The organism is Candidatus Chloroploca sp. Khr17 (assembly GCF_004138165.1).
In the GTDB taxonomy this organism is placed as follows: Bacteria; Chloroflexota; Chloroflexia; order Chloroflexales; family Chloroflexaceae; genus Chloroploca.
Window position 1 is genome coordinate 1 of record NZ_RYFF01000005.1, and the last position, 23114, is coordinate 23114.

Annotated in this window: 13 protein-coding genes; 11 read left to right on the forward strand and 2 right to left on the reverse strand. The window is 58.5% G+C overall.

Annotated elements, in window-relative coordinates:
* The first annotated feature begins 536 nt into the window (after nt 1-536).
* The 3 genes from EKD05_RS04385 (at nt 537) to EKD05_RS04395 (ending at nt 3190) form a co-directional block, all read left to right on the forward strand.
* Entirely contained in the window at nt 537-1433 is an 897-nt protein-coding gene (locus EKD05_RS04385) for a class I SAM-dependent methyltransferase (protein ID WP_240695632.1), read from the forward strand.
* Between the two features lie 131 nt (nt 1434-1564).
* Nucleotides 1565-2281 carry a ubiquinone/menaquinone biosynthesis methyltransferase gene (locus tag EKD05_RS04390; RefSeq protein WP_129671227.1) on the forward strand — a complete coding sequence of 239 codons (717 nt, stop codon included), beginning with the start codon at nt 1565-1567 and terminating at the stop codon, nt 2279-2281.
* A gap of 27 nt (nt 2282-2308) precedes the next feature.
* Entirely contained in the window at nt 2309-3190 is an 882-nt protein-coding gene (locus EKD05_RS04395) for a DUF4230 domain-containing protein (RefSeq protein WP_129671228.1), read from the forward strand.
* 76 nt (nt 3191-3266) lie between these two features.
* Here EKD05_RS04395 and EKD05_RS04400 read toward each other — a convergent pair whose 3' ends face one another.
* Nucleotides 3267-4157 (reverse strand): DMT family transporter, encoded by an 891-nt coding sequence (locus tag EKD05_RS04400; protein WP_129671229.1) that lies wholly within the window; start codon nt 4155-4157, stop codon nt 3267-3269.
* A 7-nt stretch (nt 4158-4164) separates the two neighbouring features.
* On the reverse strand, nt 4165-5031 hold the full coding sequence (locus EKD05_RS04405; RefSeq protein WP_129671230.1) for a metallophosphoesterase: 867 nt from the start codon (nt 5029-5031) through the stop codon (nt 4165-4167).
* A 545-nt stretch (nt 5032-5576) separates the two neighbouring features.
* On the opposite strand from EKD05_RS04405, the gene EKD05_RS04410 reads away from it, so the two are divergent.
* From EKD05_RS04410 to EKD05_RS04445, 8 genes are all read left to right on the forward strand, one after another.
* Entirely contained in the window at nt 5577-7064 is a 1488-nt protein-coding gene (locus EKD05_RS04410) for an MDR family MFS transporter (protein ID WP_129671231.1), read from the forward strand.
* 182 nt (nt 7065-7246) lie between these two features.
* Nucleotides 7247-7510, forward strand: a complete 264-nt coding sequence (locus EKD05_RS04415) for a hypothetical protein (RefSeq protein ID WP_129671232.1) — start codon at nt 7247-7249, stop codon at nt 7508-7510.
* A gap of 204 nt (nt 7511-7714) precedes the next feature.
* On the forward strand, nt 7715-8986 hold the full coding sequence (locus tag EKD05_RS04420) for a pitrilysin family protein (protein ID WP_129671233.1): 1272 nt from the start codon (nt 7715-7717) through the stop codon (nt 8984-8986).
* 354 nt (nt 8987-9340) lie between these two features.
* Complete coding sequence (locus EKD05_RS04425; RefSeq protein ID WP_129671234.1) at nt 9341-9565, forward strand: hypothetical protein; 225 nt, start codon at nt 9341-9343, stop codon at nt 9563-9565.
* Nucleotides 9566-9718: 153 nt separating this feature from the next.
* Nucleotides 9719-13945, forward strand: a complete 4227-nt coding sequence (locus EKD05_RS04430) for a right-handed parallel beta-helix repeat-containing protein (RefSeq protein WP_165360585.1) — start codon at nt 9719-9721, stop codon at nt 13943-13945.
* 12 nt (nt 13946-13957) lie between these two features.
* Nucleotides 13958-21604 carry an NEW3 domain-containing protein gene (locus EKD05_RS04435; RefSeq protein ID WP_129671236.1) on the forward strand — a complete coding sequence of 2549 codons (7647 nt, stop codon included), beginning with the start codon at nt 13958-13960 and terminating at the stop codon, nt 21602-21604.
* The gene (gene aroQ, locus EKD05_RS04440) at nt 21601-22029 is read left to right on the forward strand and encodes a type II 3-dehydroquinate dehydratase (RefSeq protein WP_129671237.1); all 429 of its coding nucleotides are present in this window, start codon (nt 21601-21603) and stop codon (nt 22027-22029) included. The genes EKD05_RS04435 and aroQ overlap by 4 nt, the downstream gene beginning before the upstream one ends.
* A gap of 25 nt (nt 22030-22054) precedes the next feature.
* Nucleotides 22055-23098 carry a S66 peptidase family protein gene (locus EKD05_RS04445; protein WP_129671238.1) on the forward strand — a complete coding sequence of 348 codons (1044 nt, stop codon included), beginning with the start codon at nt 22055-22057 and terminating at the stop codon, nt 23096-23098.
* Nucleotides 23099-23114 lie beyond the last annotated feature (16 nt).

A 23114-nucleotide genomic window follows, 5' to 3' on the forward strand; every position in this document is an offset into this window, starting at 1 on the left:
ACAAGCCTCAAGAAACTGTGCTGACGCTAGTATAGCAGACGGATCGATGTATGGTTGCCCAACCACCGCATGACCGCAGGGCTACGCTGAAAATGGGGGAACCACGTTCCCCCACGCCCCCGTTTTCCTGCGTGGTGGTGCGCCGGCAGGCGCATCGTGTGCTGATGCAAAGTCAACGCTCCGGGGGCACCGTCAACGGCTCGGCTACCGTCTGCGAAGCCGGCCTTCGCCGGCTGGATGAGGCCGCGCAGACGGCCTTCGCGAACCGTAGCCGAGGGCTTATGGACTTTCAGAAATTAATCCGCTCCAGCCCACGAAGGTGGGCTTCGCTTCCCCTAGCCGAGGGCTTCAGCCCCACGGCATCGGGCGCATACCGGATTATGTACTGGAACACCATCAGCCCGACGGTGCTCCCGTCAGGATGACTTTGCATCAGCCCTGGGAGCACAGCCGCCCGCTGAGCGAGTGTTTGCCAGCAGTATCATGCAAAGTCATCTGCAGACACTATCTAACCCTCCTGGGACTTTGCATCAGCCATGCCACGCAACCACATAGGGTTGCGCCAGATCATCAACCCTGGTATCCTGCCTGTATTGAGCTTCAATGAGCCGCCGTTGCAAGATCCAGGCAAAGCAATGACCCAGTTTCATCGCACGTATCGACAGACACCCACGATGCCGCCCTATCAGCGGTATGCCCAGGCCTATGATCTGAGCGGTCAGGTGCGTTTTGCGTTGTTGGTTCACATCTATCTGCGCGAGGTTCTTGCCCTGCATCCTGTGCAGGGTCGTCGCTTGCTTGATCTTGCCTGTGGTACTGGCACGCTGGCCTTCTTGATGGCTGAACGAGGGTGGAGTGTCGTTGGGGTTGATGCTTCCGCTGCAATGCTGGCGATGGCGGCCGAGCGTGTCGCAGAGAACCCTGGCGCAACCGTGCAGTTTCTGCAGGGCGATATGCGTACCCTCGCCGGGACAGTGTCGTCCGCCGCTTTTGATCTGGTAACATGTACCTACGATAGCCTGAACTATATGCTGACGCACGACGATCTCGCTGCCTGTTTTGACTCAGCTGCGCGCGCCCTGGCTCCGGGGGGCCTCTATGTGGCTGATATGAATACACGCCATTTTCTTGAGTTTGGCTGGGGTACGTGCGCGATCCATGAGCAATCCGGCTATGTCCAGGTTGAACGGAGCCATTTCGAGCCGACGTCTTCGCTCAGTACGATGCTCTTGACCGGTTTTCTTGGTGATGAGACCAGTGGCTACGAACGTTTCGATGAGCTCCACGTTGAACGGGCGTATTCGCCTGATGAGGTTGCGGATTTGTTCAAACGCGCCGGGCTCACTGTCGAAGCAAGCTATGATAGTTTTACGCTGAGTTCGCCTGGGCCAGAAACCCAGCGGATCTTTTGGGTCGCTCGCAAGTCCCAGTAGGGCTGATCGGTTCTTCCCTGCACGATCTTGCCAGCGAAGGTGAGAAGTGTGGTTCACGAAAGCTTTCATCGGGTTGCCGCAGCATGCTAGCTTTGCTGGCATGCTGCGGCAGCAAAAAAAGAAATACCCATATGACAGTGCTCCCTCCAATTGAAGAAAAAGCTCGTTATGTTGAGCGTATGTTTGCCCGGATTGCGCCGGGCTATGATCGGGTCAATCGCGTCATGACCTTCGGGCTCGATCAGGGTTGGCGTCGGCGTGTGGTTGCGTCTGTTGCGCCCCCGGTTGGCGGGCGTTCGCTTGATGTTGGTACCGGCACGGGCGATTTTTTGCCTGAACTTGCCGCCTGGAGTCGCGATGGCTTGGCCGTTGGGGTGGATTTTACGCTGCCAATGATGGTGGCTGGTCAACCAAAACTCGATGCGCTCGGCGCTCGTTCTAGTCAGTTTGTCGGGGGCGATGCACTCTGTTTGCCGTTTCCCGATCAGACGTTTGATGCGATTACGACGGGCTTTGTGATGCGCAATGTCACCGATATTCGTCAGGCTTTCGCCGAGATGCATCGCGTCGCTCGCCCCGGTGCGATGGTGGCATGCCTGGAAGTGGCACGTCCGCGTAATCCGGTGATCCGTCTGGGCCATCGGCTCTATTTTGAAGGGGTGGTGCCCTGGATTGGGCAGTTGCTCGGCGGCGATCGCCGCGCTTATACCTATTTGCCCCAGTCGGCCCGGGCGTTCCCCTCTCCCGACCGCCTCGCCGATCTGATGCGGGAGGCCGGTTGGAACTATGTCGCGTATCGCCTCTATGGCCTGGGGGCTGTGGCCATCCATGTGGGGGCCAAAATCTGATCTTTTGATGCTAACAATGGCAAGACGATGAATGACTATGATCCGCGTGAGCAACGCGAGAATATGATGCAGCGCCGCCTCCGTAAGGCGCGTGGCGAAGAGGTGGCTGATGAGTTGGCCGCTGATCAGGACTTTGATGATTTCGACGATCCTCGTGTACCAGGTATGGGCTATGATCAAGCGCCGCCCTATCCTCGCTATCGCCGTGGTTCGGGTGGCGGGAGTGGCTGCGCGCAGGCGGTGCTCTATCTGACGATCGGTGCCCTCGTGGCGCTGTTGATCGGTTTTTTTGCCTTGAATCAGTTTGCAGGCCGCATTGGTGACATGTTTGCGGGAGTGCCTGCGCTGCCCGATGTGGCGACGCTGATTGCCACTCCGACGCCGCAAATTATTACGAGTGCCGCTGTGGTGCAGCGTGTGCAGCAGTTGAGCCGCCTCGAGACGGCGTCCTATAGCATTCAGACGGTGATTGATGTTCGCCAGGGTAGCAATATTCCTGTTGTCGGTGATTTTCTTGAGGGCGATGCGCTGTTACTCATTGCACACGGTACCGTGATCGCGGGCGTTGATCTCAATACGCTGACAACCGACGATGTGACCGTTGCCGCCGATGGCCGGAGTGTGACGCTGCGCTTGCCGCCAGCGATGATCTTTGCGACCACCCTCGATAATGAGCGTACCCGCGTCTATAGCCGGAGCCGGGGCATCTTTGCTCCAGAAAACAAAGATCTCGAAACCGAGGCTCGCCGTCAGGCTGAACAGCAGATTCTGCTCGCAGCCTGCGAGGATGGTGTGCTCAGCAAGGCAACCGAGCAGGCTCAGACTTCGCTTACCCAGCTCGTTGGGCTCTTTGATAATATTGCGGTGACGGTCGTTCCAGCTCCTCCAGGCCCGTGCCCCGCCCCGTAAACCTGGTGCTTCGCTCGCACCGTTGCACAACCAGGGCCAGTTCTGCTGGCCCTGGTTGCGCGAAGAGCCACACAAATTACCCTTTGCCCTGTTCGGCCTGCAAGGCTAGGGCGATGCCGCCAAGTAATAGCACAAAGCCGATCAGTTGCAAAGGGGCAAACTGCTCTTGAAAGAGGACAAGCGCAAAGATCGCCGAGCCGATTGGTTCGCCGAGCAGGGCAATCGCAACAAAGGTTGCCGAGAGGGTCGAAAGCGCGTAGTTCAAGGCGGTGTGCCCCAGCAGTTGCGGGCCAAGGGCAAGGGCAAGGATAAGCAGGTAGGCGTACGGTGAAAAGCCGAAGAGTGGTTGCCCTGCGAGCATTGCCCACACCACCAGCACCACGGCTGCGGTGCTATAGACTACATAGATATACGCCAGAATGCTCAGCCGCCGCCGTAGCGAACGTCCGATCAGCAGGTAGCCACTGGCTGTCGCTGCCCCAACAAGCGCGAGCAGATTGCCGAGCATCGGGTTGGGTTGAAGGCTCTGGGCGCTGTCAGAAAAAGAGATCGCGATGGTGCCGAGCAGCGTCAGACTAATGCCCACTATCGTGCGCCAACTCAGGCGCTCACGGAAGAAGAAAAATGAAGCCAGGGCAATCCAGAGCGGATTGGTTGCGACTAGGGCGGCACTCGAGGCCACCGAAGTGTAGGCGAGCGAACTGATCCAACTCGCGAAGTGACCCGCCAGAAAGCTACCCGAGCCAAGCGCCAGCAACAGATCCCGTCGACTCAAGCGCTGCAACTCGGGGCGTGCCTTGGCGAGCACCAGCGGCGTGAGAATCAGCGAGGCGAGCACCAGTCTACCAGCGGCAATGCTGATCGACGGAACGCCTGCCGCCTGCGCATACCGAATCATAATCGAAGCCGTCGAAGCGATCAAGACACCACTAAAGAGAATCAGGTACGGCCACATCGAACGCTGCATCGTCAGTTCACTTCGTTTCTCGGCTACGTTGAGAGCGGTTTAAAAAATCTTGCACGGCCTCGTCAATGCTCATCCTCCCGCTCATAATGCGGTCGTGATAAGCAGGCACAAAATCAAAGAGTAGCGATTGTCCCGTCTGAAGTTCACGGATCATGAGCCGACTATGGGCTCCGATCGCTTCGGTCATCCCGCTCGTGTGAAAGAGTTGCTCGGTTGCGGCCACATCATAGCGTAGACGAACAATCTCGGCCTGCCATCCTGTGCGCTGGCGACTCAGGCGGGCATAGGCGGCCCGCTGATCGCCGTCAAACGGCAGCCCGACCGAGCCGACATTGACAACCAGCGTTGGCCCAAACCGGCGTACAAAGGGAGCGTGGGTATGCCCAACACAAAAAATGTGGGCGCGTGGATCAATTTGTTCACGCAAGATCCCGGCGGGGGCGAAAGGGTCAATGCCATCGCGATCATGGCGTACCGAGGCATGGTAGACCATCATTGTCGTACCGTCGAGGTTGAGGGTGAGGTCAGTCGGTAATGCGGCAATGGCGGCGATCTGATGCGCCACCTGGGTATGGGTCCAGGCAATGACCCGGCTCACTTCAAACTGCGGCCCGCTGGTGGGGAAATCGGGGCGGCGATGCTCCTCATCATAGTGCAGCACATAGCGCTCGTGATTGCCGCGCATCACCAGCCAGCCATGCTCAGCCGCAAAACGCCTCACCAGGTCAAAACAGGCCCCCGAGAGCGGCCCGCGATTGAGGATATCTCCCGCTACAATGACCAGATCGGGTTCCCATCGTTCAAGATCCTCCACAACCGCGTGCAACGCCGCCAGATTCCCGTGAATATCCGCCAGAAGCGCAATTTTATCCATAGAAAAAGCTACTCAAGCCAGGGTATGCTTCAGGTCACTCTCTTGAGTATATAGCAACCTTCGGGAATTTGTGACGGCTCCCAAGCGTAAACGCTTGGGCTTCAGAGACTGCCGCCCCAGTCTCGTGCTCCATGGAGCACATGGGTGGGGGGTGGCCTTTGAATGCACTTGCCTGTCCCGGCTCTCAGGTTGGCCCCTTCCGCCGAACCAGTGCGCCACATGACCTTGAACCTTTTACCGAGCAGAGGCTTGTCCGCTCGAACCGGCAAGGCTCACTTGGGTAGGTGCGAACACCCATGCGTATGATAAGACACGTACGCCTGTTCGTCAAGGGGCTGAAGCCGCTGAAGTGCGTGAAGGGCTCATATCCCAGCGCTGAAGCTGCTGGGCTTTACGCCCTATTTTCGTAAACGCACCCTATGCGGGCTCTTCCTTGCCATTGTTTTTCGGCGGGCGCAGCCCGCCGAAAATATGGTATAGTCAAACCTAGAAATATTTGACTGAGCAGATACTGGGCACTTTTCTGTGCGCGAAGGAGGCGGCCTGTGACCCGCAGACGTGTCGTGCTGATCACGCTTGGGGTGATGATGAGCCTGTTTATGGCTTCGATGGAGAGCACGGTGATTGCGACGGCCATGCCGACGATTGTGTCTGAACTCGGGGGCATCCAGAGTTACAGCTGGGTCTTTGCGATCTATATGCTGACCTCGACCACGGTGGGGCCGATCTTTGGCAAGCTGTCGGATCTCTATGGGCGTAGACCAGTCTATATGGTTGCGATTGCCGTCTTTATGCTTGGCTCGCTCTTCTGTGGTCTGGCGACCAGTATGAGCCAGTTGATCGCGGCGCGTGCGGTCCAGGGTGTGGGGGCCGGTGGCTTGTTGCCGCTCGCTTTCATTATTGTGGGCGATATCTTTACGCTCGAGCAACGCACCAAGGTGCAGGGGCTCTTTTCGGGTGTCTGGGGCGTCAGTTCGATCCTGGGGCCATTGGTCGGCGGCTTTCTTGTTGACCGCGTGGCCTGGCAGTGGGTCTTTTGGATCAATTTGCCGGCGGCCCTCGTTGCCGCAGGCCTGGTCTGGATGGCCTGGCGCGGTGTCCCCCGCCCTGCAGGCGTGCGTCCTGCGATTGATTACGCTGGTGCGATCCTGTTGAGCATCGGGGTCGCTTCGTTGTTGCTCGGCCTCAATGAGCTTGGCAGCCTCCAGAGCAATGTCTTGCTAATGGTCGCTGTGGCAACGCTGACTGCACTTTTTCTCGTTGAACGCCGTGCCGAGGCCCCGATTTTGCCTCTCCACCTCTTTCGCTGGCGGCTCTTTGCCGTAGCCTGTGCGCACGGTGTGCTCGCTGGCTGGGTGCTCTTTGGCGGCATGAGCTATGTGCCACTCTTTGTCCAGGGCGTACTGGGGACGTCGGCGACACAGGCAGGCACAACGCTCACCCCGATGCTGCTTTCGTGGGTGCTGTCGAGCATCGTGGCGAGTCGGCTCTTGTTGAAGGTCGGCTACCGTACCTTGATTATCACCGGCATGGTCGTGTTTGTTCTTGGTGCTGGCTTGATGGCCCGCGTGAGCCCCACCACAACCCAGCTTGAGATCATGGTTGCGCTGAGTCTGATGGGCCTCGGGATGGGCGCTTCGATCCCTTCATTCCTGATTGCGGTGCAGAGCAGTGTCAACAAGCCCGATCTCGGCTCGGCAACGGCGATGCTTCAGTTTTCACGTACGATTGGCGGAACCTTCGGCGTTGCTGTGCTCGGTGCGATCCTTGCGTCGCAGTTGACGGCGATCCTGCTTTCGTATGGCCTCAGCCCGGAGGCAGTGCCCCTTGATGCCCTGATCGGCGAAGGTGCTACCGGTGCCGCCGAGTTGAGTGCGCAAGCCCGCGGTGCGCTCGCGCTGGCGATGAGGGCAATGTTCCAGACAACCTTTGTCGTCGCGGTGCTCGCGCTGCTGGTCGCCTTGCTCACCCCACGTACCCAGATCCAGTCGTCTTCTCAACCCGATCCTGAGCACGCTATCACGGCCGATTGAGCCAGAAAGATGCTCGATTTGTGCAAAATGTACAAATGAAAAGCCTCTTGACTTGTTGCTTTTGACCAAAAGATCGAGTATACTAACTACAACAAGGCGGCAGTGCTGCTGCACAACTCAGGGTTAGGGCAACGGTGCCAGAACTCGTAACCTCGACAATGAAGACAGAAGGAGATATCACCATGCGGAACGGTAACTACGAAAATCTTTCGGTTGATGCTGTGGCTCGTCGCCTTCCCGAGTCGCGTGAATACTTGCGTGAAGCCCGTATCGATCGTACAACGCGTATGTCGCTGCGCGAGGCGGCCAATTCCACCGGGACCAACTCGGATGAACTGCTGGCGCAGATCGAGGCTCGCCTCCGCCGTGAGGCTCGCCGCACGCATATCCAGCCCGTTGAGTTTGTGATGGTCTACGAAGAAGAAGATGAGATGTCGTTCGTCTAATTCCTCCTCGTTCGTTTGCTATCTGCGGGCCGTCCAATCTGGACGGCCCGTTGTTATTCTCCTTATGTGTGCTGACGCCAACGGCCAGTGAAGCTGGCCGTTGGCGTCAGTACACATAAGGCTTCCTCGGGGCCGCAGGCCCCCAACCCCCTCCCGGCAAACGTGGTACTATACAGCGGTGTCTAATGTCGAGAGGAGACCCGTATGGTCAGGAGTATCGGTGGGATTGCTCAGGCATCACGGTATCAGTTCGCGAATGGCATGATCGCCCTCGTGCATCGCAATCCCAGTACACCTACCGTCAGTGTGCGGGGCGAGTTGCGCTTGGGGGCGGTTGATGAGCCGGCTCTCGCTAATGGCCTGGCGTTGCTGACCGGCGCTGCGCTTATTCGTGGTGCCGGTGAGCGTACCTTTCAACAGTTGGTCGCCGAAACCGAGGCCCGTGGCTGTGGAGTCAGTGCCGCCGGTGGGCTCCACGCGACGAGTTTTGGCGGGCGGGCGCTGGTGGAAGATTTGCCCCTCATCCTTGAACTCCTGGCCGATATGCTCATCCATCCGACTTTTCCGCGCCACGAGGTTACGAAGCTGCGCAATCAGTTCTTGATGAGCTTGCGTGAACAGGAAGAGGAGCCGATGACTAGGGCGTCACGGGCGATCCATACGTTGCTCTATCCGCCCGAACATCCCTATAGCCGCCTCGCGACGGGGACGCTTATGACGGTGCAGGCGCTAGAGCGTGATGATCTCGTGCGTTTTCATGGTGCTTATCATCCCCAGGATGCGATCATTGCTGTGGTTGGTGATGTTGAGCCTGACGCTGTCTTTGCGGCCCTGGAACGCCATTTTGGCTCATGGAACCCCGGCAAATCACCGCCCAAAACGACCCTGCCCGCTGTGCCGCCGTTGCACGAACCGCAGCGTTGCGATATCGTGATGGAGGGCAAGCTCCAGTCTGATGTGATCTGGGCTGTCCACGGCCTCGCCCGCAATGATCCTGATTTTTATCCTGCGATGCTCGCCAATCTGATCCTTGGCCGCTTGGGGCTCGGGGGGCGACTTGGCGAAGAGGTGCGTGAGAACCAGGGTATGGCCTACTATTGTTCGAGCAGCCTCGATGCTGATCTGGGCGCAGGCCCCTGGTCAGCCGTGGCTGGGGTCAACCCGCATGATGTCGAACGAGCGATCGAGGCGATGCTGCACGAGATCCGCCTTTTTGCTCGTGAAGGGCCAACGGCGCAAGAATTGGCCGATGCGCGCGCTTTTCTTACCGGGATTCTTGTGCTTGGCCTTGAGACCAACGATGGCATGGCCGGAACCTTGCTGGCGATGGAACGCTATAACCTTGGGCGCGATTTTATCGAGCGCTACCCGGCGTTGCTTGCCGCTGTTTCCCACGAAGAGATCCTGGAGGTGGCCCGGCGCTATCTCGGTGGTGCTGGCTATGCCCTGGCCGTCGCGGGTCCACCGTCTAACTAGGTAGTCTGTCAACGAAGTTTCCCGGTCTTCTGGAGTGCCGGCTTATGGTTTTCCAGAAATGAATCCGCTCCAACCTACGAAGGTTGGCTTCGCTTCCCATAGCCGAGGGCTTATGGTTTTCTAGAAATGAATCCGCTCTAGCCCACGAAGGTGGGCTTCGCATTGCCTAGCCGAGGGCTTTAGCCCGACGGCATCAGGCGCATAGCGGATTATGTACTGAAAGACCATTAGCCCGACGGCATCGGGTGCATACCGGATTATATACTGGAAGACCATCCGCCGGTACTCCCTTCGGCAGCAGAGCAGAAAATGTACGTTACAGACTACGAAAACATGCCCAAGGGAGGAACGTTGATGATTGTTGCAGGTACCCGCGATGCTGTGCTGAATCAGGTTCAGGCGGTCAATATTCATGGCACGATCCTCTATGATCTTGCCTATACCCACGTAGGCGAAACCCAACCCCGCCAGGCGCGCCTCGGCAGTGAGAGTCTTTATCCCGAACCGCAATCAGGTGATCTCATTCGGGTGCAGTATATGATGAATGTCGCTACTACGGTAGAGCGTCGTACGCGGTAGATAAGGACTCAATTCCTATCGGTACACTCTATCATGTGGTTACGACTCGTGCTAAAATAACAGCGCGTATCGATGCGCTTTTTTGGCATATCCTCTGTTGCTCTCCTCCCGATGGTATCGCCGTTGCCCCGGCGGCGGCACAAGGAGTTCGGCATGGCTCCGCGCAGGCACACTCTTCTTCTCCTCACGGTCGTTGCTCTCGTCGTTGCTTCGTTTGGTCTGGTCACCCTCCTTCCCGCGCAGTCTGGTCGTTCCGAGGTGGTCTTTTTTGTTGACACCCTGGAAGATCTGGATGGTACCAATGGATGTGTGGAACCTGGCCCCGGTCGTACCTGTAGCCTCCGTCAGGCGATTGTGAGTGCGAATGCGCATCCAGCAAATAGTGATTATAAAGTCATTACCTTCCGTTATTTTACCGATGGCCCGCTCTCAACCGAGGGTGGCATTGTCCGGCTTGACCCCTTGAAGCCGGTGTTGCCCAAGCTTACGACGGATCGCGTTGAAATTATTGCGAACGATCTCTTTGGGATTCCCAAGATTCAGCTCGATGGCAATGGCCGCGACGTCGGTTTTCAACTCGCTGGCAATGAGGGGTTGATCCGGGGCCTGAGTCTCTATGGCTTTTCGGATTTTGGGATTGAGGAATTTCTTGGTTCGGCGATTTATATTACGGGCAATAATAATCGTGTCGAGCGCTCGTTTATCGGTGTCAATCCGGATGGACAGACGATCCCTGGGCGGCAAAATTTTAGTGGCGTTCGGATCGAGGGCAGTGCCACTGGCAATGTGATCGGTGGGGCCGGTGGGCCTGGTGTGGCGAATTATATCAGCGGCAATACGCAAAATGGGGTCATTATTCGCAATGCCTCGGGCAATTTTGTCCAGAATAATTTCATTGGCATTGTACGTGAGAATCAGTCAACGACCCTGGTTGCGCGGGGTAATGGGCAGTATGGGGTGCAAATTGCCAGTATTAGCAGTAGCCTCAGTACCAATAATGTGATTGGTGGTACGAGCGCCGAACTCGCCAATGTGATTGCGGATAATGGTCAGGCCGGTATTCTGCTGCGCGGTTCGGGTACGATTACGAATGCTGTCCAGGCCAATTATGTTGGTCTCGATAGCGCCAATAACGATTTCAGGAATCGTGCCGATGGCTTGCTCCTTGAAGCTGGCGCACGCAATAACCTCATCGGTGGTTCGGGGGCGGCCCCGCTGGTCATCAGTAATAATGTCAACTATGGCATCCATTTGCGCCTCAATGGCGATCTCACGCGTGATAACGTGATCGCTGGGACGACGTTTATTGGAACCCGTACCGATGGGGTGACTGCCTTTGGCAATGGTCGCGGTGGGGTGCTGATTGCCCCCGGGGTCACCGGGACGCTGCTCCAGGGTGCGGGCAATAGTCTGCGTATTGCTGCCAATGCAGGCCCCGGGGTGATTATTGGTGGCATTGGTGAGCTGGCGGCCAATAATCGGATCGAGCAGGCGCTTATCGGCCTTGTGCCAGCCCCTGGCGGTTTCCAGGCTCGCCCCAATGCGCTTGGTGGGGTGGAGGTTGTCACCTCAACGACGACCCTTCTGTCCAATAATCGGATTGGCGGCAATACGACGAGTGGGGTGTCTATTGGCGCTGGTGCAACCGGTGTGACGTTGATGGGCAATATCATTACGGACAATAGCACCAGTGGTGTGGCGATCCAGCCTGATGCGACTGATGTAACGTTGATGGGCAATACCATCAGCGCCAATGCAACCTATGGGGTTCACGTTGGCGTTGGGGTTGAAGGTACGCGGCTCTTGGGCAATACGGTCGCTGATCAGGCCCTTGCTGGGATCTGGCTCGATGGGGCCAGCAATACAACGGTCATTACCAATACGCTAACCGGCAATGCCGCCGGTGGACTCGTCGTGCAGGCGGCCAGCAATACTACAATTACCGAGAATGTCTTTGGCGCGAACGCTTCCTTCGGGCTGCGTGTCAGTGAGAGTATGACCACGACGGTTGGCCTCAATCGCGTCGGGTTGACGATGGATACGCGCACTGCCCTTGGGAACCTCGGTACGGGTATCGAGGTCTTTGATGCGCAGACGACCGCGCTTACCAATAATTTTGTGGCGAGCAATGCTGGCGCTGGCATGGTGATTACGGGAACCAAGACCCGTGCGACGAATGTGCAAGGCAATGTCACTGGTTTGCTGCGTGATGCCGAAGGGTTTGCCCGTGTGGCGAGCCCCAACCTCGGGCCGCAGATCCTTGTCGCCGAGGGGCCGTATCTGACGTTGATCAGTGGCAATACGGTCGCGGGTGATAATGATCCGCTCACTGCCTACCCTGGGATTGTGATTTCGGGGACGCAGACTTTCACCGCGACGGTTGAGGCCAATCGCATTGGTTTTGTGCCCACCGCACCACCCGATGGCGAACCCTTTCTTAGCTTTGGTCATAGCGAGGGCATTGTCGTTGAGGGGGCGCACTATGTCCAGATTCGCAATAATAATCGCATTCGTCGCAATGATGGGGCTGCAATTCGTCTCACTGATGTGATGTCGGCGACGGTGACTGATCATATGGCGGATCGGGCGATCTTTGAGAATGGCCGTGGTATTGTGGTGACAGGTACGTCGCAGTTTGTGACGCTGGCTCAGAATGAGCTTGTGGCGAACCGTGGTGATGCTATTGCGCTTGAAACGGTCAGCCAGATCGCTGATGTGCTGGTGCGTGAAAATACGCTGCGGGCCAACGAGGGCTTTGGTATTCTGCTCAACGGCAATGTCCAGCGGGTGAAACTCCCTGGCAATCGGCTCAGTTTCAATCAGGCCGGGGGCATCAATTTTGTGCGTGCGGCTCCTTCGCCCGCCGCCACCAATCCGAATCATGATCTTGCCCCGCCTATCATCGATCTCACTGGCACTGATCCGATGCGCCTGCGCGTCTTTGATAATGGAACGTTCCAGGGACGGGTGATCACCGCGACGCTGGAACCCGGGGCTTTGCCCGCGCCCCTCGATGGCTGTGTCACCTGTACGATCGAAGTTTTCCGCCCTGATCCTGAATCGCTCGGCCAGGGTCTGACGTCGCTTGTGACGGTCACAGCCTCGCCCGAAGGCCTCTATAGCGGCCAGTTCGAGAATCTGACCGACACCCTCGAGTTGCTGCTCATCGCCACTGATGTGCTCAGCAATAGCTCTGAGTATGGTGCCTTTCCGGTGCGACGTGGCATGGTCTTCCAGGAAGCAAATCTGATCCGCGAGGCGATCCCCGGCGAGACGGTGCTCTTTACGCTTGCCTTGTCGAATACGGGTACCTTGAACCTCGTTGACCTGCAGGTCGATGTGTCGGCTCCGCTTGAGGGTTGGACGCTCGTGACGAATCCGGTGACGAGTACCCTTCTGACCCTCGCAGATGGTGAAGTCAAGCAACTGACGTTCGCGTTGACCTTGCCCCCAGGGGCGCATCCGAATGCACGCGCTGGTCTGGTCAATGTGCTGAATGTGACGGTTAGCAATGCCTATGGCTCACCAACAACCGCTCGGTTGGAGACACGTGTTCGGGCGCAGCCAATCCTTCAGGTTGATCCACTGGTGGCCGTGGGCGCTGCCCGACCCGGGGCTTTGGTCGAACATCAGCATACGCTCCGCAATCAAGGCAATGTAACGGTTACGGCCAATCTTGCCGCTGTGACCCGTGATGCCATCGGGATCACCGAACTCTGGACAACGACCTTGCCGACGACCACGGTGACGCTCGCGCCCGAGACCGAGGTTACTCTGCCCGTGCTGGTGCGGGTGCCCCCTGGTGCCCAGGTGCTCGATCCGTTGGGCAATCCGGTGCAGGCGACCACGAGCGTCACGGCAACGGTGCCAGCTTTTGAGGGGGTGAATCCGTTGCTCAGTTACCCTGCGTTGACCCTGCCCTTTACCGCGACAACCCGCGTTGGCCTTGCTCCCGATGCTGACCTTGAACGCGACGAGACCGCCGAGGCTGCGGCCGGTGGCGAGGCGATCTTTACCCATACGGTGATCAATCAGAGCAATGGGACGGCTTTTTTCTGCCTGATTGCTTCGACGACCAAAGGCAGTACGGTGCGCTTCGAGTCGGCCACCCGCGATTTTGTGGTTGATGCGAATGGCTGCTTCCGCCTCGATCTGGTCAATGATGGCAGCCAACAGCCCCCGCTCTTCCGTGAAGCCCAGTTCCGGACCATTGTCTCGCTTGATCCACGTCTGTTGCCCAATGAGCGCGAGCTTGTCACGTTGACCTTGCGCGAAGCCTCAACCGAGCAAGTCATAAGCGATGCAACGCTGGTCAATCAGATCACGATTGTGCGTGGCAACCGGCTGCCAAGGGTATGGTTACCGCTGGTGCAAAAATAAAGGAGGAGCGCCGTGGCATCACTCAATCGTCGTCTCGCGCTGGTGCTCATGCTGGCGCTGCTCTTCGCGTTGCTTGCTCCACTGCCGGTGCCCTGGTCGTTTGTCGCTGCTCAAGAGAGCATTGTCGTCAGTAATCTCACTGACCTTGACAATGGTGGGGCGAATGATTGTGGCGCTGATGGATGTAGCCTGCGCGAGGCGATCCGTCTGGCGAATGACCGCGATGGGCTAAATAGCATCACGTTTAGCGTGACCGGGACGATCACCCTCGAAACGGCCTTGCCCATCTTGACTGATGATGCGACGACGATTGATGCGACCAGCGCCGATCCGGCGGCGATGCAGCCCAACGTGACGCTGAATGCCCTGGGCATTGCGCCGGGCTCGCACGGGTTGCATCTCCAGAGCAACAACAATGTGGTGCGGGGCCTGGCGCTTATTCGTGCTCCGGCGGGTATGTCAGCGGATATCGCTGGGGCGGGCATCTTTCTTGATGGCGCGAGCGGCAATCAACTCTATCAAAACTGGCTTGGCCTCGCTGCCGATGGTTCGGCCCAGGGCAATCAGGGCTATGGCCTGCTCATCGGCAATGGGGCGAGCAATAATGTCATTGGGGCTGACCGTGATGATCAACGCAATGTTTTGACGTCAAACGTCATGGGCGGCATTCGCATCAATTCGGCGAGCAATAATGCCTTGAATCAGAATAATCTGATTGAGGGCAACTATGTTGGGACGACGCCTACGGGTGATGCTGCAGGTAACAATGGGACACGTACAGATAGCGCGGGCCTTAGCCTCCGTGCCGGTGCGGTCAATACGATAATCCGTAACAATGTGATCGGGGGGTTCCCTGAGTCATTTGGTATTTTTATGCCCGGCGTTGATCAGGTGTCGACCAATGCACTCATTGCGCGGGATACCGTGATTGTAGGCAATACGATTGGGGTGACGCGTGGTGGCACACCCATCCCAAATAAATTTGGTCTTCAGCTTGGCAGCAATGCCTATGGCCCACGCAATACGACGATTGGTGGCCTCGATCCACTTGACCGCAATATCATTGCCGGCAATACCAACTACGGTATTCGTTTCCTTGATACCGGGTTTGTCTGGGGCGATGCAACTATTCTTGGCAATCTGATCGGTTTGACTGCTGATGGCACGCCGCTGCCCAATGGCACAAGCAGTGATAGCTCCTCCGGGGCGCTCTTCATTGGTCTGCTTGGCGGTGGTACCGCCCAGTTCCCGCCGGGGCGCGTTACCGTTGGCCCCAATAATGTGATCGCAGCAAGCCGCAGTTTTGGTATTCATGTTCGTTCCAGTAACCATGTCATCAAAGGCAATTATATTGGGACAAGTCTCTCCGGCGATCGTTCTGAAACGGGCCTGACTGCCCATGGTGGGGCGAGCATTTTTCTTGAGCATGGTACTGGGGTTACCATTGGTGGGACGACCATTGCTGACCGCAATGTGCTTGCGTATGGCGGCTCGCAGGTCGGTGGTGCGCGTGCCGCGATCCTGATCAATCCGGTGGCGCTGGGAACCAACCGCTGCAATGGTACTTGTACAACGAGCGGCCATCTGATCGAAGGCAACTATCTTGGGGTTCGTCCCGATGGTGTGACGCCGTTGAATGCCGCGTCGCCTTCTGGTACCGAGGGGATGCGCATCTGGCGCACCACCGGTGTGACGGTGCGCAATAATGTGATTGGTGGGGTTGGCCAGGGTCTCGCCCTGGGGGAACCGAGCACTGTCGCTGGTGCCGTCACCAATCTGCTGATCGAGGGCAATCTGATTGGTGCCCCGGCAACGGGCGAGTTGCCGCTTGATGCCAATCTCGCCGCCGCACCGCGCAATTTCTCGGTTGGCATTCGTCTCTACAATGGCTCAAATAATGTGATCCGTCAAAACCTCGTTGCCTATAATGGCTCCGGCCAGACGTTTGATGTCGTACCTGGTATTTTGATTGGTTCGCTGTTTGATGGCAATCTCGCGAGTAATAATGATCTGATTGGCAATCGTCTGGTGCGCAATGGCGGTGTCGATGCACCGGGTGTCCTGATCCGCGGCGCGACCGGCATTCGGATTTCGCAGACGACAACCGAGTTTCATCAGGGGCCGGGCATTGCTCTGCTTGACGGCGGCAATGTCGGGCGTACCCCGCCGACGCTGGATCCGCAGTTGCAGCAGAATCCCGACCCTGCCCCCCCCAGTGTCACTGGTTCGACTGATCCCGCGTGTGGCCCCGGTTGCACGGTCGAGATCTTTACGACGTCGCGTGGCACCGAAGCCGACGAGGGGCCGATCTATCTGTCCTCCGGGGCAACGCTTGCTGATGGTACCTTCAATATCCCGTTGCCCGTCTGTCAGCGCTATCTCAATGCAACAGTGACTGACGCCGCTGGCAATACGTCGCCTTTTAGTGCCCGCATTGACCTCGGCGTTGATCATCCCTGCGCGCCAATTGCGTTTGATCTCGTCGCCGATCCTGCTGGTACTGAACGCGCGGTGGCCCCTGGCGAGCAGACGACCTATCTGCATACGCTCAATAATGCTTCCCCGATCACCTTGACCTTCTCGGTGGCCCTGACTTCGACCCAGCGCTGGGCCAATGGGCCAACCCTGGTTACGGTGCCCCCCAATGCGTCAACCCCGATTTCGGTGACCGTGACGGTGCCCGCTACCCAGACCGAGGCGGCCACCGAGACAACGAGCGTCCGTGCGCTCGTTGGAACCGCTCGCTCGTCGAATGTGGTGACCAATACGACTACGGTGCGGCTGCCTGGCCCGGCCTTCCCCGCGCTTACCGGTCCTCTGACGACGACGCTCGCCGGGCCGACGACGATCTTTACCCATACGGTAAGCAATGTCGGCGATGTGGTCGGTGATTTTACGGTCAGCAGTACCGGTTTTGTGGGCGATCCGCCGCCCGGATGGTCGGTGGCCTCGGTGACGCCGGCGTCGTTTACTTTGACTCCTACGCAGACGATGACGGTCACGGTGCTGGTCAATACGCCTGGTGCTCCCCCCGCCGGCCCGGTGGTCTTTGGGTTGCGGGCCTTGGTGACGGGTGACGAGACGCGGCTAGCCCAGACCGCCAATACGATTGTCGTGCCGGTGGTGCGTGGCTTGGCCTTTACCCCTGCGGCGCTACAGCGTGTGACGACCGATCCTGGCGCAACGGCGCGATTTACCTATGTCCTGACCAATACCGGCAATGCCGCTGATAGCTTTGCCCTTGCGACCTCGGTACCACCTGCTGGCTTGACCCTTACGGGCATAACTGCGACGCCGAGTCTGAGCAATCTGGCTACCGGCATCTCTTCGACGGTGCAACTGAGCTATGCGGTGGCGGATGCTGCGCTCGCCGGTACTTATCCGTTGACGGTGACGGCGCGTGCCACTGGTGGCGCTGATCCGCCTGCACCGGTGCTGCGCTCGCTTGAGGTCGTTGTCCGTGGGAGTGGGGCGGTGACGCTTACCCCGCCGCTGGCCGCGCCGCCCGCCGTTGATCTCACCGGCGCGACGCAACCCGTCGCAGTGACGACGGTCTTTACGGCGACCAATTCGGGCAATGCGTCGGCGCCGATCTTGCCCGGGCCGGTGACCGGTCTGCCGTCTGGTTGGACGGGGAATGTGACGGGCAATGGCTGTCCAGCGACCCTCCCCGGTCTTGCGCCAGCAGCATCTTGCCTCTTTACCGTGACGGTCACCGTGCCGCCTACCGCTGATGCCGGGGTGACTGATCTCACGGTCGCGGCTACGGCAGATAATAGCGCCCGAACGAATCCGGCTGTGCCTGATGATACTGATGAAGCGACGCTCCGTGTGCAAGTTGCGGTGGTGCGCGGGGTGGCGCTGCGTCCTGCGAACCTTGCGCAACAGGCCTTGCCGGGCGCGACGGTGACGTTTGTGCATACGCTCGAAAATACCGGCAATGCGCCCGATAGTTATACGCTTACTGTGAGCCAGACGGCGACATTGCCCGCCTGGACGCTCAGTCTGACGCCAACAGCGGTCAGTGACCTGGCGCGTGATGGCACACGGACGATCACGACCACCACGGTGGTGCCGGCGAATCTGCTGGCGGGGGAGGTCAAACAGTTGACGGTGCGGGCCGCCGGGGTGAACAATGGGCCGACGGCGGAAGTGACCGCAGCCGTGACGATCGGTTCGCTCGTGGCGGGCGAGTTGCTTGACAGCCCGCGTGGCAGCGTTGATCCCGGTGCCACAACGACCTATACGGTGACAGTGCGCAATACAGGGACTGAACGCACCAGGTATACCCTCGTCTTGAGCGATACGCTGCTGGGATGGCGTTCTGAAGTTGGCTCGGCGACGCCTGCGTTGCTGCCGGGGATGACCGGCACGCTGGTGATCAGTGTGACCGCACCGCTTGATGCTCTCCCCGAGGCGACCAATACAACGCGGCTGCGTTTGGTCAAAGAAGGCGTGCCCACGGTCATCCTTGATGAACGTGAAGCAAGTACGAGGATCGGGCCAGTGGTACGCGGCTTCCTCTTTACTCCCACAACGCTGCAGCGTGTGACTACCGACCCGGCGACAACGGTACACTTCACGTACCTTCTGACCAATACTGGCAATGTGGCCGATAGCTTTACCATTGTTCCTTCGGTGCCGCCTGCCGGTTTCAGTGTGGCGGGGGTTTCGGCAACACCGAGCCTGAATGATCTTCCCGTTGGTGCTAGCTCGACGGTGCATGTGAGCTATACGGTTGGGGCCGACGTGTTAGAGGGAACCTATCCGTTGACGCTTACCGCTCGGGTGAGCGGGGGCGATGATCCTCCCCCGGATGCCCAGCGTGCTGCTGAGATTGTGGTGCGTGGGCGTGGTGCGGTGGCGCTTGTGCCCGAGATAGCCGAGTTGCCTGAGCTTGACCTGACCGGAGCGACGCAGCCGGTCGTGGTGACGGCGGTCTTTACCGCAACCAATACGGGCAACGCACCTGCGCCGATCTTGCCGGGGCCGGTGACCGGGCTGCCGGATGGCTGGACAGGTGAGGTGACAGACAATGCGTGCCCTGCTGCATTGCCTGGCCTGGCTCCGGCAGCGACGTGTCGCTTTACCGTCACGGTCTCCCTTCCCGCCGATGCTGATGGGGGTGTGACCGATCTGACGGTGGCAGCCACGGCGGATAATAGCGCACGCACCAATCCGACGGTGCCGGATGCCACTGATGAAGCTACGTTGCGGGTGCGTGTGGCGGTCGCACGAGGCGTCGCGTTGCGGCCTGATGGTCTTGCTCAGTTAGTCGGCCCCGGTCAGACCGCGACGTTTGTCCATACGCTCGAAAATACGGGGAACGCCCCCGATAGCTTTACCCTCAGTGTGCTGCAGCCTCAGGCTGAACCAGTCTGGACGGTGGCGGTGAGTCCTTCGCTGGTCAGCGATCTGGCGCGTGATGGAACCCGTACCATTACCACGACAGCGGTGGTGCCTGCGACGGCGCTGCCGGGTGAAAGTGTACGCCTGACGATCCGCGCTGCCGGCGTCAATGCTGGCCCGGTAGCCGAAGTCACAGCGCTCGTGACGGTTACGGAACGGGTTGTGCGTGATTTTGTCTTTACTCCTGAGCCACTTCAGCGCCGGACAACGGTTCCCGGCACGACGGTGATGTTCACGTATGTCTTGACCAACACCGGTAGTGGGGTCGATAGCTTTGCCCTTGATCCCTCGGTGCCGCCTGACGGGGTGACGCTGCTCGGCGTGACGGCGACGCCGAGTCTGGTGAATCTGCCGGCGGGCACCAGTTCCGAGGTACAGGTCAGGTATGCGGTCGCTTCGGCGGCGCTGGCGGGAACCTACCCGCTGACGATCACGGCGCGAGCGGTTGGTGGCCTTGAGCCGCCTGCACCCGCCGTGCGTTCAATTGAACTTGTCGTGGTGGCCGGAGGCTCGGTCGTGTTGAGTCCTGATCTGGTTGCACCACCCGAGGTTGACCTTGCCGGGGTAATGCAGCCAGTCACGGTGACGGCGGCCTTTACGGCGACCAATACGGGCAATGCGGCTGCGCCAATCGTGCCCGGGCCGGTGACTGGTCTGCCCTCTGGCTGGACAGGTGACGTGACGGGCAATGGCTGTCCGTCTGGTCTTCCCGGCCTTGCGCCAGCGGCGTCGTGTCAATTTACCGTGACCGTCACGGTGCCACCGACGGCTGATGCGGGGGTGACCGATCTGATCATTGCCGCCACGGCAGATAATAGTGCCCAGACGAACCCAACGGTGCCTGATATCACTGATGAAGCAACGCTCCGTGTGCAGGTTGGGGTGGTGCGCGGCGTTGCGTTGCGCCCTGATGATCTGGCGGAACAGGCCTTGCCAGGCGAGACAGTGACCTTTGTCCATACGCTCGAAAACACCGGCAACGTGCCCGATAGCTATACGCTCAGTGTGAGCCAGACGGCGACTCTCCCGGCGTGGACGGTCAATCTGACGCCGACCGAGGTAAGTGATCTGCCGCGTGCTGGCACGCGGACGCTCACGACAACGACGGTGGTTCCGGCCAATGTGCTGGCAGGTGACGTTCAGCGGTTGACCGTGCGTGCGGTTGGGGTGAACGATGGCCCGACGGCGGAAGTGACCGCTATCGTGACGATCGGGTCATTGGTTGCGGGCGAATTGCTCGACAGCCCCCGTGGCAACGTTGATGTTGGTGGAAGCACCACTACCTATTTGTTGACGGTGCGCAATACAGGGACTGAACGCACCAACTATACTGTGGTCTTGAGTGACACGCTGCCGGGATGGCGTTCTGAGGTGGGTGCGGCGACGCCCGCCTTGCTTCCGGGGATGACTGGCACGCTCACGATCAGCGTTACTGCGCCACCCGAAGCTCTTCGCGGTGATACGAATACAACCGTCTTGCAACTCGTTGAAGAGGGTGCGCCGACCTTCATCCTCGATGAGGGTGAAGCCGTCACGCGGGTCGGGCCGCTCTTTAGTCTTATGCTGACGCCCGATACAGATCTGACCGGTGCGCCAGGCACGCTGGTCGAGAGCAGGCATACCCTGACCAACCTTGGTTCTGCCGAAGGGACGTTCCGCTTGCGCGTCGTTGATTCGCTGGGCTGGTTTACCAACGTCACCCCTGACCTTGTAACCCTTGCTCCTGATGAAGCGATCGAGATCCTTGCATTGGTACGTATCCCTGAAGGGGTGCGGGTTGATACACCGAATGTTGCGATCGTGACCGCGCAACAGCTTGACACTCCGGTGCTGGTTCAAGCGCAGGCGCGGATCGACCTGCGCGTTACCCTGGTTGCCGGGCTCAAACTGGCCTCGTCGCAAGTACGCCGGGTGCAACCAGGGCAAGGCCTGATCAGTATGAGCGATCTTGCGGTAACCAATCTTGGTAGTGGGAGCGATACCATCACCCTGACGGTGGTTGGTGAGAGCGATGGCTGGGAGGTTGATCTGAGTCGTAGTAGTGTGTGGGTTGATCATACGAGTACCGCCCGCGTTTCAATGCGCGTCGTGGTACCTGAACGCATTGCGCCTGGTACCATTAAAACCCTGCGGATCGAAGGTCGCTCGACCAATGACGAAACCGTTACGGATGCGATCGAGTTATCGTTGATCTACTTTACGGGTGGGCAGACGCCTTCACGCGTCTTCCTGCCGCTGGTGCGCCGATGAAGACGATTGCGGTGATCCACGGACCAAATCTCAATATGCTCGGGCGACGCGAACCCGCGATCTACGGGCATACCACGCTGGCTGACATCAATGCCGCCCTGACCACACGCGCCGAGGCGGCGGGGATGCGCCTGATCGCGTTTCAGTCTAATCACGAAGGCGCTCTGGTCGATTTTTTGCAAGGCGAGGGGTGGGAGGCCGACGGAGTGATTATCAACCCTGGTGCGCTCACGCACTACGGCCTAGCGCTACGCGATGCATTGGCCGCGCTGAGCGCCCCGATCATCGAGGTACATATCTCGAATGTCTACCGCCGCGAACCATTTCGCCACACTTCGGTCGTTGCGCCAGTTGCCACCGGTCAGATCACCGGTCTGGGCTGGCAGGGGTACATGCTCGCGCTTGAATGGCTCATCATGAGTTGAGCCGCTAATTGGCAAAAGAATTGAGATGATAAAACCACAAAAACTTCGACCGGGCGACAAGGTTGCGACTGTTTCATTGTCCTGGGGTGGCCCTGGGGCAATACCTCATCGCTACGAAGCTGGTAAAAAACAGCTACAAGAGGAATTCGGGTTGATCGTCGCAGAGATGCCTCATACGCTCAAGGACCCCGATTGGTTGCATCGCCATCCTCAAGCCCGTGCTGAGGATCTGATGGCCGCGTTTTCCGATCCTACGGTTACAGGCATTTTTTCCACTATTGGCGGAGATGACTCCATCCGGCTGCTTCCTTATCTAGACCTGGAGGTCATTCGATCAAACCCCAAAGTATTCATAGGTTATTCCGACACTACGATTGCGCACCTGGCTTGCTTCAAGGCCGGCTTGGTCACGTTCTACGGCCCAGCAATCATGGCCGGCTTTGCCGAGAATGTGGGCATGTTTCCCTATATGATTGAGTCGGTGCGCAAGACCCTTTTTCACGCAAAATCAGTAGGGACCATTGCGCCCAACACCAATGGGTGGACTGTAGAGATGCTTGATTGGGCCAATCCTGCAAACCAAACACAACGGCGGAAGCTCAAGCCATCGACAGGATGGCGTTTTCTGCAGGGGCGAGGTGTTCAACGGGGGCATTTGATCGGGGGCTGTTTTGAGGTGCTAGACTCGTTACGCGGAACTGACTTTTGGCCGGAAGCTGATGCTTGGCAAGATGCGATTCTATTCTTGGAGACATCCGAGGATGCACCCTCGCCAGAGGTAGTCAAATACGGTTTACGTACTTATGCGGCGCTTGGAATCTTGCAGAGGTTGTCCGGGATACTATTTGGCAGACCTGGCGGGCAAATCCCAGTCGAAAAGCATGAAGAATACGATCAAGCACTCTTGCAGGTAGTTGCCGAAGAAACAGGAATGGATGAGCTTCCTATCATAGCTGGAATGGATTTTGGGCATACGGATCCAATGTTTGTGTTGCCTTATGGTATCCAAGCCGAGATCGATTGTGATACTCAACAGTTTGCCATTATAGAAAATGCAGTAACCGACTGACATTAGCCCGTAACGC